We start from the raw sequence: 16,136 nt of genomic DNA on the forward strand, positions 1-16,136 counted from the left end.
CTTTGCCTTATTTCATCCGGTAGGTAATGCGGCCACGCATGAGATCATAGGGTGAAAGCTCCACCTTGACGTGGTCACCGGGTAAAATGCGTATATAAAATTTGCGCATCTTGCCGGAAATATGAGTCAGCACTTCGTGGCCATTTTCAAGCTCCACGCGGAACATGGCGTTCGGCAGTGCTTCCTGGACAACTCCGTCAACTTCAATAGACCCTTCTTTAGCCATGCAGCCTCCGCAAACGATATAAATAAACGGCGTTAACCTTTGCAAAAATATGACACGCTGTCAACAGAAGCGCCGTGTTACTTTGCGAGAGGTTCACCTTTGTGATGTTTTTTGATATTTTTATCAAGCAAAACAATTGATTATTAGTGTCTAATTGCTAAAATTTCGACAATCACAAGCGGCATGAAGCCTGACTTGAAAAACATCCGAACGTATTTTTTCACTACACGCCGACAAGCGCAAGCCGACTCAACATGGAGGGAATACGGTTCGGTATTTTGTCCCGGAAGTCTGTGCGCAGGAAGAGATTCAGGGGCAGGAAGAACTTGCCGTTCATATGGAACGCTTTATCTCCGCTTACAACGAAACTGCAAAGCCTTTTGTATAAGAAAGCGTGATGTCAAGGGCAGTCAGTTTGAAAATAATGCTCGAAATTTTTAATAATTAGGCACTGATGTCAAATTATTGTGAAAGTGAATCTCTTCATTATGCTGCTTTCTTGACTTTGGTAGGCGCGTTCTGCATATTTACTATTCTTCTACAAGCATAATGCCGTTATTTTTCAGGGTGTGGGACAAACGCCGGGAACCAGCATGAGTGATTATAAAAAAACATTGAATCTGCCGAAGACAGACTTTCCCATGAAGGCAAACCTCGTTCAACGCGAACCGGAAATTCTTAAGAAATGGGAAGAGACGCGTGCTTTTGACGCAATGGTGCAGGCCTCGTCAAACAGGGGCGAATACGTGCTGCACGACGGCCCCCCCTATGCCAACGGGCACATCCATCTGGGCACGGCGTTGAACAAGATACTCAAGGACATCATTGTTAAATCACGCAATATGCAAGGTTTTACGGCCAGCTATGTGCCTGGGTGGGACTGCCACGGCCTGCCCATTGAACATAAGATGGAGCAGCAGCTCAAAGAAAAGAAAAAAACGCTGTCCACCCATGTTGTGCGTAAACTGTGCCGCGAGTACGCGGCCGGCTGGATTGACGTGCAGCGCAAGGAATTCAAACGACTGGGCGTGCTCGGCGCATGGGACGCCCCATATATGAGCATGGATCCGGCCTATGAGGGCGCCACGGCCCGTGAACTCGCCGATTTTGTAGAAAAAGGCAGCGTGCTGCGCGCCAAGAAGCCCATTTACTGGTGTTGTTCGTGTCATACCGCTCTGGCCGAAGCGGAAGTGGAATATCACGACCGTATTTCGCCGTCCGTTTATGTGGCTTTTCCGTTGCCGGATGCGGCGTTGTCAAAGCTGTTTCCCATGGCTGACCCTGCCGGAGCCAGCGTGGTCATCTGGACAACAACGCCCTGGACCCTGCCGGACAATATGGCCGTCTGCCTGCACCCTGAGTTTGTCTATCTGCTTGTGGAGATAAACGGCGCGCAGTTTTTGCTGGCGGAAGACCGTCTTGCGCCGTGCGCCGACCTGTTCGCCTGGAAACATCCCCATATTCTGGGGCGCGCATCCGGTGCGCAGTTAGAAGGGCTTGTGGCCCGTCACCCTTTTTATGACAGACCCTCTCCCCTGACGCTCGGGATCCACGTGACGCTGGATGCCGGCACAGGCTGCGTACACACCGCGCCGGGGCACGGCCGCGAAGATTATGACGTGGCCTTGAAATACGGACTTGAAGTCTATTCTCCATTGGACGACGACGGCTGTTTTTTACCTGCTGTTCCACTGTTTGCGGGCATGAACGTGATGGAAGCCAATCCCGCTGTGCTGGCCGTACTGGAAGAAGCCAGTGCGTTGCTGTGGCAGGGCAGACTGGAGCATTCTTACCCGCACTGCTGGCGCTGTAAACAGCCTGTAATTTTTCGCGCCACCACACAATGGTTCATCAGTATGGAAAAAAATGATTTGCGCGACCGCGCCTTGGAAACCATCAATAGTGACGTGCACTGGATTCCGGCCTGGGGCCGTGAGCGCATTTATAATATGATTGAATCCCGGCCGGATTGGTGCATTTCACGCCAGCGCCAATGGGGCGTTCCTATCATGGCCCTGCTGTGTGAAGATTGTGGCGAGGCGTGGAATGACCCGGCCTGGATGCGGGACATGGCCGATCGTTTCGTCAGCCACCCAACCGGCTGCGATTACTGGTTTGAAGCCGACATACGTGAAATAACGCCCAAAGACTTGCGTTGTCCGCACTGCGACGGCCGCTGCTGGAAAAAAGAAACGGATATTCTGGACGTCTGGTTTGACTCGGGCACGAGTTTTGCCGCTGTGCTGGAAAAACGCCCGGAACTGCGTTTCCCGGCGGATATGTATCTGGAAGGCTCGGATCAGTACCGCGGCTGGTTTCACTCTTCCCTACTCGCTTCGCTAGGCACGCGCGGCCGCGCGCCGTACAGGGCTGTGCTGACCCACGGATATGTTGTGGACGGGGAAGGCCGAAAGATGTCAAAATCTGTCGGCAATGTGATCGCCCCGCAGGAACTGATTGAAAAATTTGGCGCGGAAATCGTGCGCTTGTGGGTGTCTTCTGTAGATTACCGCGAAGACATCCGCATTTCCGATCAAATTCTGGGCCGTCTTGTAGACGCCTACCGTCGCATTCGCAATACCTGCCGTTTTATTCTGGGTAATCTCACTGATCTGGTCCCGCAGGCACTGCTGCCGCTTGGCGCGCTGACGCCCCTAGATCGTTTTGCCCTTGACGCGGCAGTCCGGACACACAAACGCGTGCAGGAGGCGTATGCGGAATTTGAATTCCACAAGGTATATCACTGCCTGCACAACTATTGTGTGACAGATCTTTCCGCCATATATCTGGATATTGTCAAAGACCGTCTCTACGCACAGGGAGCGGAAGACACGCTCCGTCGCTCCGCTCTGACGGCCCTTTGGCACATCCTCTCCCTGTTGTTGCGCGATATGGCGCCGGTGCTTTCCTTCACGGCTGAGGAAATTTTCAGCCATCTCCCTGCGGCGTTGCGCGGGTCTGCGCCGACGGTATTTGCCCTTCCGCCCATCTCTCTTGACGCCTGCAAGCTTGATGAGGATCGCAGGAACGGCTGGAGAGCGCTTTTGTCCGTGCGCGGTGTTGTGACAAAAGCGATTGAGGTGTTGCGGCGTGACGGAATCATAGGGCATTCTCTGGACACGCGGGTAACGCTTTTTGTATCGGATGGGCTGCGTGGTCAGCTTGACGCACTGCATACGGACTTGCGCGCAGTGTGCATTGTGTCCCAACTGGAAGTGGCTGACCTGTCCGTAGCGCCGCAGTCGGCCTTTCGTGATGCTGATGTGGCAGGTCTTGCTATTGGCGTGGAAAAAGCCCGTGGCGAAAAATGCGAGCGATGCTGGATTTACAGCACAGAACTAGGCAGTGACCCCGCCCGCCTTGGGCTTTGCCCACGCTGCGCGGGTGTGCTTCGGGGCAGTGCCAAGATAAACCAAGGACGACGGAATGCGACATCGCTATAAAATTCTGGGCGGCATGGCCGTGCTGGTTTTTGTGCTGGATCAGGCCTCAAAGTGGCTGATTATGGCATTTATTCCGGAATACCGTTCAGTCATGGTGATTCCCGATTTGTTCGATCTGGTTAATATACGCAATCGCGGGGCCGCGTTTGGTTTTTTAAACCGCTCGGATATTGAGTGGCAATTCTGGCTTTTCTTGGCCGCCACTGTTGTGGCTGCTTGGACAATATTTGCCCTTGTCCGCACGGCGCGCTACCAGCCTTGGCTCTTCACCTGTCTGGGTTTTGTGCTCGGCGGGGCGCTGGGCAATCTTGCGGACCGCCTGCGTTTCCGGGCAGTAGTGGATTTTTTGGATTTTCATATCGGCGGCCTGCACTGGCCTGCTTTTAATGTAGCCGACATGTCCATCTGCATGGGCGCTTTTCTGGCATGTCTTCTTCACTGGCGGCAATCGTCGGCAGCCGTGGTCAGCCGGGAAGGAACAGTGCTGTGACATTCGCATGGTGGCATCTTCTGGCGGCACTCATCCCTATGCTCCCTGTTGTCCGGAGTATCCGGCATATCTGGGATCATGAGTTTGCAGATCCCCTGCAGCGGGCGCTGTGGCTTGTGTACGCAGTGTTTTTGCCGGTCTCGGCATTTTTATCGGGCGTCAAAAAGCCCTAAAAAAATTCAATGTTAAACGAGGCTTGTTATGAAGATCCTGCGTTTCTTCTCCGGCTTCACCTTGGTGTGCGTCACTTTTTTGTTGAGCGCCTGCCTGCAGAGTTCTTCTGCAGGCGGCAGCCTTAACCTGGACCAGCAGGTGCAGCAGCACGATATGCAGTTGCGGCAATTGCAGCCTGCACAGGCGGATGTCTGGAGCCAGGTGCAGGCCATGCGTCAGGAATTGAACCAGATTAAGGGACAAATGGACGATCTGCATAACGCGGGCGGCGTGCGCGCGCTTGTGGATCGTGTCAACCGGCACGACGCGGCATTGCGTCAGGTGGAAAACAGTATGGTGCTGGATCTCAATCTTGGTGACGCGTCGATGCCGACAGGCTCGCCCATGACGCCGCTGTACGCGCCCGCAGTGGGCATTCCTACGGCCAGCACGGTCACGCCGTCGTCCCAGCCGCAACCGACATACGGAGACCCTTCGCTTCCGGGCGGCGCGCAGGCCCCCAGCTCCGCCGTGTGGGGGCAGCCGTCGCCGCAGCCTATTGTGCAGGCACCGCAAAAAGACATATCCTTGGCCCTGTTTGACGCTGGCGTCAATTCCTATAACGCTCGCAACTATGTTGAGGCGCAGCGTTCTTTCTCTGATTTTCTGAAAAATTACAAAACGCACAATTTAGTTTCGGAAGCGCAGTTTTATCTGGCGGAATGTCAATTCCAGCGTAACCAGTTTGCCGATGCGGCGCTTGCGTATGATACAGTGATCAAAAAATACCCTTCGTCGTCATCCACGCCCGGCGCCTATTTGAAGCAGGGGATATGCTTCAGCAAGCTCAATCAGGGAGCAGCGGCCAAAACTCGTATGCAGGAATTGATCAAAAAATTCCCCAATTCTCTTGAAGCAGCGCGCGCCAAAACATTTTTGAAGACCAATAAATAATCGAAGCGACAACAATTGAGCCAACGGGGAGCGGGCATATGGTTTTCGTCGTTTTGGATTCAGGAGTTCTTCGAGAGAAGCTGTTCAAAACAGGTCAATTGGGATAATCCCAAAAGCTGTTGTACGGAGCGTTTGAAACGGCTTGAAAATTTTTGGCAGGCCGGAAGCAAATAAAATCTGAGAGCCGTATCACTCTGGATATGCACAGCATTTTCATCCCTTAGCCGGACAGCATTGCCTCAAGTATGACAAGCTTGGTCAAGTTTCTTGCTTTTGTTGTTTTTGTCCTCAATGTTGAGACTCTCAAATAGTGTTGACAGGTTCTAGTTGAGACATTGCTGCTCACTTGTCGCAAATATTTGCTGCGCGAGCTTGCGGTGCGGCGCGGGCATGGGCAAGGTTTCAATTGCTGCCGGATCGGCCCATTGCCAAGCGCAGGCTGCCGTCAGCAGCGGTGGGGGAGGCAGGCTGTCTGTCAGACAGGGGGGATTTTTGAGCTCCACTCCAAAACAGTGCATAGTGATTTTATATGTGGTGTAGCTGTGACGAATGATGCCATATTCCTGCGCCGTGTATACCGCAAAGCCTGTTTCCTCCAGAAATTTTCGCACTACGGCGGTTTTTGCGTTTTCACCTTCGTTGACTTTGCCACCGGGAAATTCCCAAAGATTGCCCCAAACCCTGCCGATGTGACGCTTTTGAACAAATATTCTGCCACGATGCAGCAAAACGCCTGTTGCCACAACAAACGGTTTGACAGCTATTTTTTTGCCGGGCACGGGACGTTTGTCCGTTAGGCCTTCGTAGTTGCTGATGCAATACACAGACACAGGGCAGCGGTCGCATCTGGGGATTCTGGCGCAAACAAGCGCACCAAGTTCCATTATTGCCTGATTGTGTTCACGTGCTTTGCCCTCCGGTACGAGTTTCAGTGCTGTCTCACGAATATTTGAGGCAGCTGGCTCCTGTTTGACTGGAGTGTCAATGTTCAAGATGCGTGCCAGCACACGCTCCACATTGGCGTCCACGCAAGGCAGTTTTTTTCCAAAGGCAATGCTGGCTATAGCCCCTGCCGTGTACGGGCCCACGCCGGGCAAGGCTCGAATTGCAGCAAGATCAGAGGGAAAGCGTCCCTTGTGCTCTTGCACGATGTGGCGGGCAGCGGCAAGAATGTGTCGCGCGCGGGAATAATAGCCTAAGCCCTCCCAAAGCCGCAGCACTTCATCTTCAGATGCCGCGGCAAGGCTTCTCACATCGGGGAAACGCGTCATCCAGCGCTTGAAGTACTGAACGCCGCGTTCCATTTGTGTTTGTTGGAGCATGATTTCTGAAATCCAGACTTCGTAAGGGGTATAGCTGGCGCGCCAAGGCAATGGTCGTTTATGTTCGGCAAACCAGTCAAGCAATCCCTTTTGCAGCTCTGACAAATGCGTTTTGGGGGGGCAATGCCGCCGGGCGGATGAGTTGCATTGTAGCCTCGTGAGAGGAAATTGCGAGAATCTATTTGTCGTTGACGGCTGCATGGAATACATAATAGACAGCTCTTCATGTATTGTCATCCCGTCTATGCTTGGAATATCTTGTTTGGACTGTTGTGGAATTTCAGCATCGTGCGCAGGCGAACAGCATGTTCAGCATTTGATAAAGAGCAGGTATGGCAGATAATCTTACAGTGTTGCTTGAAACTTCATCAGGGGATGTTTTATTGGAACTTTACCCGGACAAGACGCCGAAAACTGTTGCTAATTTTTTACAGTATGTTGATGTGGGTTTTTATGAAAATACCATTTTTCATCGCGTTATTCCAGGTTTTATGATTCAGGGCGGCGGTCTTTCAGCGCGTATGGAGGAAAAAGACACCGGAATCCCGGTGGAGAATGAAGCCGACAACAGGCTGCCCAACGAGCGCGGCGCCGTGGCTATGGCCCGCACTGCTGATCCGCACAGCGCGACGGCGCAGTTTTTTATCAATCTGGCGGACAACAGCTTTCTGGATCATAGCGCGCCAACGCCTGACGGGTGGGGGTATTGTGTCTTCGGCAAAGTTGTTGAAGGGATGGATGTTGTGGATAAGATAGCGAAGGTGAAGACAAAAAATCAGGGAATACACGAAAACGTGCCTGTTGATATGGTATTGATAACCGGCGCAAGCCGTTTTGAGTAAAATAGCGTGCAGGAGTGATTATGTATGTCTCGTGAAACAGTTTTGGCGTCGCAGGGGCATTTTGATCGGGCGTATAGTTTATTGGCGGAATATATAGATATCTGTCCTGAGAATATATGGATGGGCGGAAAAAAACGGCGGTTGGCCTGTCTGGCAGCAGATTGCGCACACGGTCATGGTAATGGATTTTTTTATATATGGGTAAAAATTCCGGGCGTTGTCCGGAATTTTTACCCATATATAACAAGCAGCTATTTTCGTGCTATTATTTCCACAGTCGCCATGGCGATTTGCAGTTCTTCATTTGTGGGGATAATCAGCACAGGTATTTTGCTGTCGGGTGTGGAGATGGCGCGTGCTCCGGCTTTGCGCGTGTTATTTTCCGCTTCGTCCAGTTTGACGCCTAAATACTCAAGCCCATAGCACACTTTTGCACGTGTGATGTTGTCATTTTCACCGATGCCGGCAGTAAAGACCATGGCGTCAACTTTGCCTTCCAGCAGAGCCACGTATGCGCCAAGCATTTTTTTAACGCTGCGCACGAGTATTTTAAGCGCCAGCTCCGCACGCTTGTTGCCTGCCGCAATCTGGCTGTGCACATCGCGCATGTCTGTGTAGCCGCAAAGGCCAAGCAGACCGGATTCTTTGTTCATCAATCTGTCAGCTTCAGCAGGGGAAAGGCCTTTTTTTTCCATGACAAAGGGAACAATGGCGGGATCGACGCTCCCGCAACGCGTGCCCATAACAAGGCCTTCCAAGGGGGTCAGCCCCATACTGGTGTCAAAGCATTTACCGTCTTTAACGCAAGTCATGGAGGAGCCGTTGCCCAGATGCATGGTGACAGAACGCAGTTCTTTGAGCGGTTTGCCAAGATATTCAGCGGTCTTATGGGCAATATATTTGTGTGATGTGCCATGGAAGCCATAACGGCGAATTTTCAAATCCTCATACAGTTGATACGGCAAGGCATACATAAAGGCTTCTTCAGGCATGCCCATGCCGAACTCCGTATCAAATACCGCCACGTTGGGAATGCCCGGGAAAAGTTTTTCCGCAACTTCAATACCCATGAGGTTTGCCGGATTGTGCAGCGGCCCAAGCACAAAATGCTCACGGATAATATCCTTGACGTGGGCATCAACCAGTACGGTATCCGTGATGAATTCTCCGCCGTGCAGCACACGGTGACCTATCGCCACAATTTCGCTTTTGTCTTTGACGCCGCCGACTTTTGAATCCGTCAGCAGGGCTATGGCTTCTTCCATGCCTTTGACATGCGTCGGGAAAGCATGTTCGCGTACAATTTGCTCTTGCCTGTCGCCTGAAAAATTTTTATGGGTGAGGCATCCTGTCGAGCAGCCGATGCGTTCAACAAGACCGGAACAAAGCACAGTGCGCGTGTCCATTTCCAGCAGCTGGTATTTGCATGACGAGGAACCAGCGTTTATTATCAGTACTTTCATAGTCATAATCCTTGATGCGTTGTTTGGATGATTAACAACAAAACAGTCTGATACAACGGCCTTATTTCTTCTGTTTTTCAGCTGCTGCTTGCACTGCTGTGATGGCCACCGTGTTGACAATATCGGCGACAGTGCATCCCCGTGAGAGATCATTAACAGGTTTGTTCAGTCCCTGCAGCACAGGACCTATGGCCAGTGCTTGCGCAGCGCGCTGTACTGCTTTGTATGTGTTGTTGCCGGTGTTTAAATCCGGGAAAATGAAAACCGTCGCCTGACCTGCAACCTGACTGCCGGGCAATTTTGTTTTTGCGACAGTGGGGTCGATGGCGGCGTCGTACTGCAACGGTCCTTCAAGTGCGAGATCCGGGGCCATATCTTTGGCAATTTTTGTTGCTTCCACAACAAGATCCACATCAGCCCCCTTGCCGGATGTGCCGGTGGAATACGAGAGCATGGCGACGCGCGGTTCAATGCCGAAGACACTGGCTGTATGGGCCGAAGCTATGGCAATTTCAGCCAGCTGTTGTGCCGTGGGATTCGGGTTTACAGCGCAGTCGCCGAAGACAAGAACGCGGTTTTTAAGACACATAAGAAATACGGATGACACCACTGAACAGCCGGGTTTTGTCTTGATGAACTCAAAAGAGGGACGGATGGTGTGGGCTGTCGTGTTTACTGCGCCTGCAACCATGCCGTCAGCGTTATTTTTTTTCACCATCATTGTGGCGTAATAGGTGGCGTCGACCATGACGTCGCGTGCTTGCTCAGGAGTGACGCCCTTGCTTTTGCGAAACTCGTAGTAGCTTTGTGCGTAGTCGTCGAAATCAGGCGCTTTTACAGGATCAATCAGGGTGGCCTTGGTGATGTTCAGTCCCAGGGCATTGGCTTTGTGAGCAATTTTGTCCGTATCACCCAAGAGGATAATGTCGGCCACTTCCCGGCGCAGCAATATATCTGTTGCACGTAGAATGCGTTCTTCAACGCCTTCAGCCAGAACAATGCGCATTTTGTTGCTCTTGGCCCGTTCAATGAGTTCAAATTCAAACATCATCGGCGTCATGCGGCTGCCGCGTTTTGTCTCAAGACGGCCAGATATTTCCTTGCCGTTGATATAGTGCTCATAAAGGCCGAGCACTGTGTTGATTTTACGCAGATCGTCAGGCTCAATCAGGTTACAGACTTCCCTGAGCGCCAGTATGGTTTTATATGTGTTGTGCTGCGTGAGCAGAATAGGCAAAGACGAACCGGTCCAGCCTTCAATCAGGTTGCAGACTTCCGCAGGCGGTCGCAGTCCGCCGGTCAGAAGTACTCCGGCAACGTCGGGTTTTGTAGCGGAGAGCCGAGTTGCAATGGCAACAAGAAGCACATCCGTGCGGTCGCCGGGGGAGATAATCAACTGGTTTTTTGCGATGTATTTTAGCATATTATCCGCGTGCATTGCCGCCACAAGATAGTCGTCCACCAAAGCGTCCAAATGGTTGTGCCCAAAGAGCACCTCGGCTTTGAGGGTTTTTCTCACATCGTTCATGGTGGATTTGCCGATGGCGGGTTCGTTGGGCACGGTGTATATGAGCGGGGGATTTGTACTGTCTTTGTTGAAATTCTGTCGCAGCTCATCAAGCTCTGTCTGTGTTAGGTTGCACCAGTTGATAATGATAGCCACCACATCCACAGAGTATTGCGCAAGCTCGTCCAGGACAAATTGCAGGGATTCGCGTACTTCATCCGCTGTTTTGTTTTCGCCGCTTGTCACCAACATCACGGGGCAGCCCAGATTTGCCGCAATTTCGACATCGAGTTCAAATTCCAGCACAGGATCCTTACCCAGAAAATCCGTCCCGACACAGAGGACAAAATCATGCTCCCGTAAAAGTTTTTTGTATTTTTGCAATATATCTTCCACGAGCAGATTGCGTGAACCCTGGTTGATGATTTCGCGCGCTTCAGTGTATGTGTAGGCAAAGGTGTCGGCATAGTTCATGTTGATTTTGAAATATTGAAGCATCAGATTGATGTCCGGATCAAGGTCATTAAGCTGTGGTTCACTGATAATCGGTCGAAATATGGCCACATTGCGCATAGTGCGGCGGAGCATCTGCATTGTGCCGAGGGCAATGGCGCTTTTTCCGTTGCGCTGCGATGTCGCGGTAATGTAGAGGCCGTTATGCATATGTCTCCATTTCCCGGCAATGTTTTTGACAGGGTGCCCGACCACAAAGGCCGGGCGAGTCCGTATTGACAGAAAGTTATTTTACAGAGAGGCTGGGCATGTCCGCAAGCTGCTTGTACAGGGCATACCGTTCGGCATACGACTTGGCCAGCTCGGCTTTCAACACTTTTGAGGCTTCAGGATTTATTTTTTCAAGGGAAGAGAAACGCACTTCGCCTTCCAGGAAGTCAAGCAAGGGAGAAGCAGGCTCCTTGGAATCAAGCTGGAAGGGATTCTTGCCTTCTTTTGCCAGTTCTGGGTTAAAGCGGTATAGAGGCCAATAGCCGCTTTGGACGGCCATTTTTGCTTCTTCCATGCTCTTGCCCATGCCTTTTCGCAGGCCATGATTGATGCAAGGCGCGTAGGCAATGATCAGCGAAGGCCCTTTATACGCCTCAGCTTCACGGAAGGCCTTAAGCACCTGCTGTTTGTCGGCACCCATAGCGATTGACGCCACATATACATAACCGTAAGTCATGGCCATGCGGCCCAGGTCTTTTTTGCCGGTACGCTTGCCGGCGGCCGCAAATTGCGCCACAGCGCCGAGCGGGGTTGCCTTGGACGATTGACCGCCTGTATTGGAGTACACTTCAGTGTCCATTAAAAGAACATTGATGTCGTCGCCGCAGGCCAGAACATGATCCAGTCCACCGTATCCGATATCATAGCCCCATCCGTCACCGCCGAATATCCAGACGCTCTTTTTGGTAAAGAGGTCTTCCATATCCCAAAGTTGTGAAGCCAGATGCTGGTTGTCAAGACCGTCGAGGAGCGCTACAATTTTTTCGCCATATTCGCGCGAGCCTTCGGAATCGTCTTTATTGTCGAGCCAGCCTTGCAAGGTTGGCTTGATATCCTTTGAAACACCATCCGCCTTGACTGCTTCTTGAACAATCATGGCAAGGCGCGCGCGACGCTGAACATACGCGAGCCCTATGCCGTAACCGTATTCGGCTGCGTCTTCAAAGAGCGAATTGCCCCAGGCCGGGCCGAAGCCGTTTTTGTTTGTGGTGTACGGCGTTGTCGGCGATGAGGCTCCCCAGATGGAGGAACAACCTGTGGCGTTAGCCACCAACATGCGTTCGCCGAACATCTGGGTGAGCAGTTTGACATAGGGCGTTTCACCGCACCCGCCGCATGCGCCGGAGAATTCGTGCAGCGGCTGCTGAAGCTGCGAACCTTTAAGCGTATTGCGGGGCATGAGGTCGTCTTTCAGCGAGATAAAGCCATCAGCAAAATCAAGATTGGTTTTTTGCGCTTCTATTTGGGTTTCGAGCGGCTTCATGACAAGCGCTTTTTCTTTGACCGGGCAAATATCGGCGCAGGAGCCGCAGCCGAGGCAGTCTTCAGGGTAGATTTGCATGCGGAATTTGTAGCCCTTGAGTTCTTTGCCGATAGCGTCTTTTGTTTCAAAGGTTTTTGGGGATGTTGCCAGTTCATCGAGGGAAGCCAGAACGGGCCGGATGGCTGCGTGCGGGCAAATAAAAGAGCATTGGCAGCATTGGATGCAGTTGGCCGACTGCCATTCGGGGATGTCAATGGCAACGCCACGTTTTTCGCATGCCGCTGTGCCTGGCTGCATAAAGCCGGCCGGGTGCATGGTTGAGACAGGCAGCTTGTCGCCGCGTTGCGCCAGAATGGGACGGATATAGTCGCGGATGTATTCGTCTTCACAGCAACAGGTTGTTGCCGCCTCGTCAACGGCATTTGCCCAGGAATCTAGGTACTTGACTTCCTGCAGGGCGTCCGATCCTTTGTCAACAGCGGCAATGTTCATATTGACGATCTTGTCGCCCTTAATACCATAAGTCTTTTTGATGGATTCCTTGAGCAGGTCGCAGGCTTTCTGAAAGTCAATAACCTTGGCAAGCTTGAAGAAGACCGTCTGCATAATCATATTGATACGGCCGCCAAGACCGACCTCCTGCGCTACCTTGACTGCGTCCACATTGTAAAATTTGAGCTTTTTGCGGGCGATAATCCGTTTTATGGAGGCGGGCAGATGCTTTTCCATATCCTTGAGCGACCAGTTGGAATTGAGCACAAAGACGCCGCCGTCCTTGATGCCGTCCAGCACCTCGTATTGCGTTACATACGCCGCTTTGTGGCAGGCTATATAGTCGGCTTGCGTGATCAGGTAGGAAGACTGTATCGGCTGTTTGCCGAAACGCAGGTGCGACACTGTAAATCCGCCTGACTTTTTGGAGTCGTAAGCGAAGTATGCCTGAGCATACATGTCTGTGTTGTCACCGATGATTTTGACGGCCTGCTTGTTCGCGCCCACTGTGCCGTCAGCGCCGATGCCGAAGAATTTGCACTGCACTGTGCCTTCAGGCATAGTGTCAATTTCTTCTTCCACATCAAGTGACAGGTTGGTTACATCATCATGAATGCCGACAGTGAAGTGATTTTTCGGCGCAAGGCTCAGCATGTTGTCATACACGGCTTTTGCCATGCCGGGCGTAAAATCTTTGGAGCCCAATCCGTAACGACCGCCTATAATTTTCGGCGCCTCGCCGTTTTCCAGGCAGGCGGTACAGATATCCTGATACAGCGGTTCGCCCGGCGCGCCCATTTCTTTCGTCCTGTCAAGCACGGCAAGGGTTGCAACACCGGCTGGAATGGCCTGCAGAAGATGTTCGGCCGAGAACGGACGATAGAGATGTACTTTGACAAGGCCAACGCGCTGGCCGAATTTGTTCAGATAGTTGACCGTCTCTTCAAGCACTTCGCAGGATGACCCCATGCTGATGACAACGCGGTCAGCCTCAGGATGCCCCATATAGTCAAACAGATGGTGTTTGCGCCCGGTGATGGCTGCAACTTTTTTCATGTTTTCCAGCACGATGGCCGGCACAGCACTGTAGTAGGGGTTGGCCGCTTCACGATTTTGGAAATAAATATCAGGGTTTTGGGCTGTGCCGCGAATGTGTGGATGCTCCGGGTTCAGGGCGTCGGAGCGGAAGTCCGCCACCTTGTCCCAGTTCACGAGGCCCTTGATATCCTCGTAGTCGATGAGTTCTATTTTTTGCACTTCGTGCGAAGTGCGGAACCCGTCAAAGAAATGGCAGAAGGGAACACCGGAGTCAATGGCCGAAAGATGTGCAATTAGCGCCATGTCAATACATTCCTGTACTGACGAGGCGCAGAGGAAGGCAAAACCTGTCTGGCGACAGGCCATGACATCTTGGTGATCGCCGAAGATGGACAGGGCATGAGAAGCAAGAGCGCGAGCCGCAACATGGAAAACGCCGGGCATCTGTTCGCCGGCAATCTTGTACATATTAGGGATCATCAGCAGCAAGCCTTGGGAAGCCGTAAAAGTCGAGGTGAGTGTGCCGCCTGACAGCATGCCGTGTACAACGCCGGCCGCGCCGGCCTCAGACTGCATCTCGCGCACAAGAACCGTTTGCCCCAGAAGATTTTTTTGACCTTTTGCCGCCATTTCATCCATGACTTCGCCCATGACGGAAGAGGGTGTAATGGGATAAATAGCTGCTGTTTCAGAGAGAGCATAGGCAATGTACGCAGTCGCGTTGTTGCCGTCCATGGTTTGCATCTTAGCCATCGGTTCCTCCTAGGCGCTTTTTGAAGGCATGCATGTTGTTTGAGGTCTTCTATGTATCTGTACCGCTGGCTTCCCTCGTTTTTCGCTGGCAGAGATGCTGGATGCCGTCATCCTTGTAAGGACGTGCATCTGACAATCCACGTGACCCTCCGGGACGGATAATGCGCAATATGATGGAAGTAGTTAATCTGAAAACGTGGGGGAGACGTCCATAAAAATGCTTCAGGCAAATCAGGTCGGCAGGTCTCATGGTGACTTGCGTGTGGTTTGTTGATAACCTGTGAACAAGCATAAAATTGTTTTTTTGAACAGTCAAACAAAAAATCTGACAACCTTTTTTCTCTGTTCCCCCTTGAAGATTTTTTTATAATACGCACCAACTTTCATTCATGTGACTTGAGCCAGCAATGCTTGAACTTTTAACGTATCCGGGAGGAAGCCATGCCGCTTATGGGACCCAGTGAAATGTTTGCCGCCGCATATGCAGGGCGGTATGCTGTCGGCGCATTTAACGTCAATAATATGGAAATAGTGCAGGGCATCATGCGCGCAGCCTCCGAGGAAAAATCCCCCGTGATACTTCAGGTCTCGGCCGGCGCACGAAAATATGCGGGTCAAACGTATATAATGAAGCTTGTGGAGGCTGCTCTTGCAGAGGATTCTTCCGTGCCCGTAGGGGTGCACCTTGATCATGGGCCGAGTTTTGAAATGTGTCGCGACTGCATAGACGGCGGTTTTTCCTCAGTCATGATTGACGGTTCCCATCTGCCTTATGAGGAAAATATCAACCTGACAAAAAAGGTCGCTGATTACGCGCATTCAAAGAATGTCTGGGTTGAGGCGGAACTTGGCAAATTGGCCGGTGTGGAGGAGCATGTTAAGTCCGCTGAACATGTCTACACTGATCCGGATCAGGCTGTGGATTTTGTTCGCCGGACAGGCTGTGATTCTTTGGCAGTGGCTATAGGAACAAGCCATGGAGCTTACAAGTTTCAGGACGATGCCAAACTTGATTTTGCCCGCCTTGAAACCATCAGCGCAAAATTGCAGGGCTATCCGTTGGTGCTGCACGGCGCTTCTAGCGTGCCGCAGGAATTTGTTGCATTGTGCAATAAATATGGCGGTCAAGTCGGCGGCGCGAAAGGGGTTCCGGAAGACATGCTGCGTCAGGCCGCCGGTATGGGCGTTTGCAAAATCAACGTGGACACGGACATTCGTCTGGCGCTGACTGCTTCTATACGGCAGTTTATAGCTGAACATCCTGATCAGTTCGATCCGAGATCGTATTTGACGCCGGCGCGTGAAGCCGTTAAAAGCATGGTGGTTCACAAAATTCGCAACGTGATGGGTTCTTCCGGCAAAGCCTGACATTTCTTTTGCAGAGGGACAAGCCGTTGGCACGGGGCTTTTGCCATGCGGTTTCTTGTAGGATAAATTCGTTTCCTCCGCCCTTCGGGGGTGGAGGT

11 protein-coding genes are annotated in these 16,136 nt (G+C 51.9%); 6 read left to right on the forward strand and 5 right to left on the reverse strand.

Annotated features, from left to right (window positions below):
* Positions 1-7: 7 nt before the first annotated feature.
* Positions 8-226, reverse strand: coding sequence for a translation initiation factor IF-1 (gene infA / locus RSDT_RS06365; protein WP_096400118.1), 219 nt, complete (start codon positions 224-226; stop codon positions 8-10).
* A 593-nt stretch (positions 227-819) separates the two neighbouring features.
* Here infA and ileS point away from each other — a divergent pair.
* The 4 genes from ileS to ybgF are packed head-to-tail and all read left to right on the forward strand — an operon-like array spanning position 820 to position 5,266.
* Positions 820-3,669 carry an isoleucine--tRNA ligase gene (gene ileS, locus RSDT_RS06370; protein ID WP_096400120.1) on the forward strand — a complete coding sequence of 950 codons (2,850 nt, stop codon included), beginning with the start codon at positions 820-822 and terminating at the stop codon, positions 3,667-3,669.
* Positions 3,653-4,159, forward strand: coding sequence for a signal peptidase II (gene lspA / locus RSDT_RS06375; protein WP_096400122.1), 507 nt, complete (start codon positions 3,653-3,655; stop codon positions 4,157-4,159). The genes ileS and lspA overlap by 17 nt, the downstream gene beginning before the upstream one ends.
* Positions 4,156-4,332 carry a hypothetical protein gene (locus tag RSDT_RS06380; RefSeq protein ID WP_231941833.1) on the forward strand — a complete coding sequence of 59 codons (177 nt, stop codon included), beginning with the start codon at positions 4,156-4,158 and terminating at the stop codon, positions 4,330-4,332. Before lspA ends, RSDT_RS06380 begins: the two co-directional genes overlap by 4 nt.
* Before the next feature lie 28 nt (positions 4,333-4,360).
* Positions 4,361-5,266 (forward strand): tol-pal system protein YbgF, encoded by a 906-nt coding sequence (gene ybgF / locus RSDT_RS06385; RefSeq protein WP_096400124.1) that lies wholly within the window; start codon positions 4,361-4,363, stop codon positions 5,264-5,266.
* 323 nt (positions 5,267-5,589) lie between these two features.
* Here ybgF and mutY read toward each other — a convergent pair whose 3' ends face one another.
* The gene (gene mutY / locus RSDT_RS06390) at positions 5,590-6,693 is read right to left on the reverse strand and encodes an A/G-specific adenine glycosylase (protein ID WP_231941834.1); all 1,104 of its coding nucleotides are present in this window, start codon (positions 6,691-6,693) and stop codon (positions 5,590-5,592) included.
* 227 nt (positions 6,694-6,920) lie between these two features.
* On the opposite strand from mutY, the gene RSDT_RS06395 reads away from it, so the two are divergent.
* Positions 6,921-7,430 carry a peptidylprolyl isomerase gene (locus tag RSDT_RS06395; protein ID WP_096400126.1) on the forward strand — a complete coding sequence of 170 codons (510 nt, stop codon included), beginning with the start codon at positions 6,921-6,923 and terminating at the stop codon, positions 7,428-7,430.
* 251 nt (positions 7,431-7,681) lie between these two features.
* On the opposite strand, the gene RSDT_RS06400 is transcribed toward RSDT_RS06395, so the two are convergent.
* The 3 genes from RSDT_RS06400 to nifJ all read right to left on the reverse strand — a co-directional run bounded on the left by RSDT_RS06400 (position 7,682) and on the right by nifJ (position 14,670).
* Positions 7,682-8,893, reverse strand: coding sequence for an acetate kinase (locus RSDT_RS06400; protein WP_096400128.1), 1,212 nt, complete (start codon positions 8,891-8,893; stop codon positions 7,682-7,684).
* 61 nt (positions 8,894-8,954) lie between these two features.
* Complete coding sequence (gene pta / locus RSDT_RS06405) at positions 8,955-11,063, reverse strand: phosphate acetyltransferase (protein ID WP_096400130.1); 2,109 nt, start codon at positions 11,061-11,063, stop codon at positions 8,955-8,957.
* Positions 11,064-11,139: 76 nt separating this feature from the next.
* Positions 11,140-14,670: a pyruvate:ferredoxin (flavodoxin) oxidoreductase gene (gene nifJ, locus RSDT_RS06410; RefSeq protein WP_096400132.1), complete on the reverse strand. Its 3,531-nt coding sequence runs from the start codon at positions 14,668-14,670 to the stop codon at positions 11,140-11,142.
* Positions 14,671-15,111: 441 nt separating this feature from the next.
* Here nifJ and fba point away from each other — a divergent pair, with 441 nt between their 5' ends.
* Positions 15,112-16,038: a class II fructose-1,6-bisphosphate aldolase gene (gene fba, locus RSDT_RS06415; RefSeq protein WP_096400134.1), complete on the forward strand. Its 927-nt coding sequence runs from the start codon at positions 15,112-15,114 to the stop codon at positions 16,036-16,038.
* Positions 16,039-16,136: the final 98 nt, after the last annotated feature.

Origin of the sequence: Candidatus Desulfovibrio trichonymphae, from assembly GCF_002355955.1 — a bacterium.
GTDB classification, from domain to species: domain Bacteria; phylum Desulfobacterota; class Desulfovibrionia; order Desulfovibrionales; family Desulfovibrionaceae; genus Desulfovibrio; species Desulfovibrio trichonymphae.

Coding starts and splice junctions, on each gene's coding strand:
- infA (WP_096400118.1), bottom strand. CDS start 226: ATGGCTAAAGAAGGGTCTATTGAAGTTGACGGAGTTGTCCAGGAAGCA.
- ileS (WP_096400120.1), top strand. CDS start 820: ATGAGTGATTATAAAAAAACATTGAATCTGCCGAAGACAGACTTTCCC.
- lspA (WP_096400122.1), top strand. CDS start 3,653: ATGCGACATCGCTATAAAATTCTGGGCGGCATGGCCGTGCTGGTTTTT.
- ybgF (WP_096400124.1), top strand. CDS start 4,361: ATGAAGATCCTGCGTTTCTTCTCCGGCTTCACCTTGGTGTGCGTCACT.
- RSDT_RS06395 (WP_096400126.1), top strand. CDS start 6,921: ATGGCAGATAATCTTACAGTGTTGCTTGAAACTTCATCAGGGGATGTT.
- RSDT_RS06400 (WP_096400128.1), bottom strand. CDS start 8,893: ATGAAAGTACTGATAATAAACGCTGGTTCCTCGTCATGCAAATACCAG.
- pta (WP_096400130.1), bottom strand. CDS start 11,063: ATGCATAACGGCCTCTACATTACCGCGACATCGCAGCGCAACGGAAAA.
- nifJ (WP_096400132.1), bottom strand. CDS start 14,670: ATGGCTAAGATGCAAACCATGGACGGCAACAACGCGACTGCGTACATT.
- fba (WP_096400134.1), top strand. CDS start 15,112: ATGCCGCTTATGGGACCCAGTGAAATGTTTGCCGCCGCATATGCAGGG.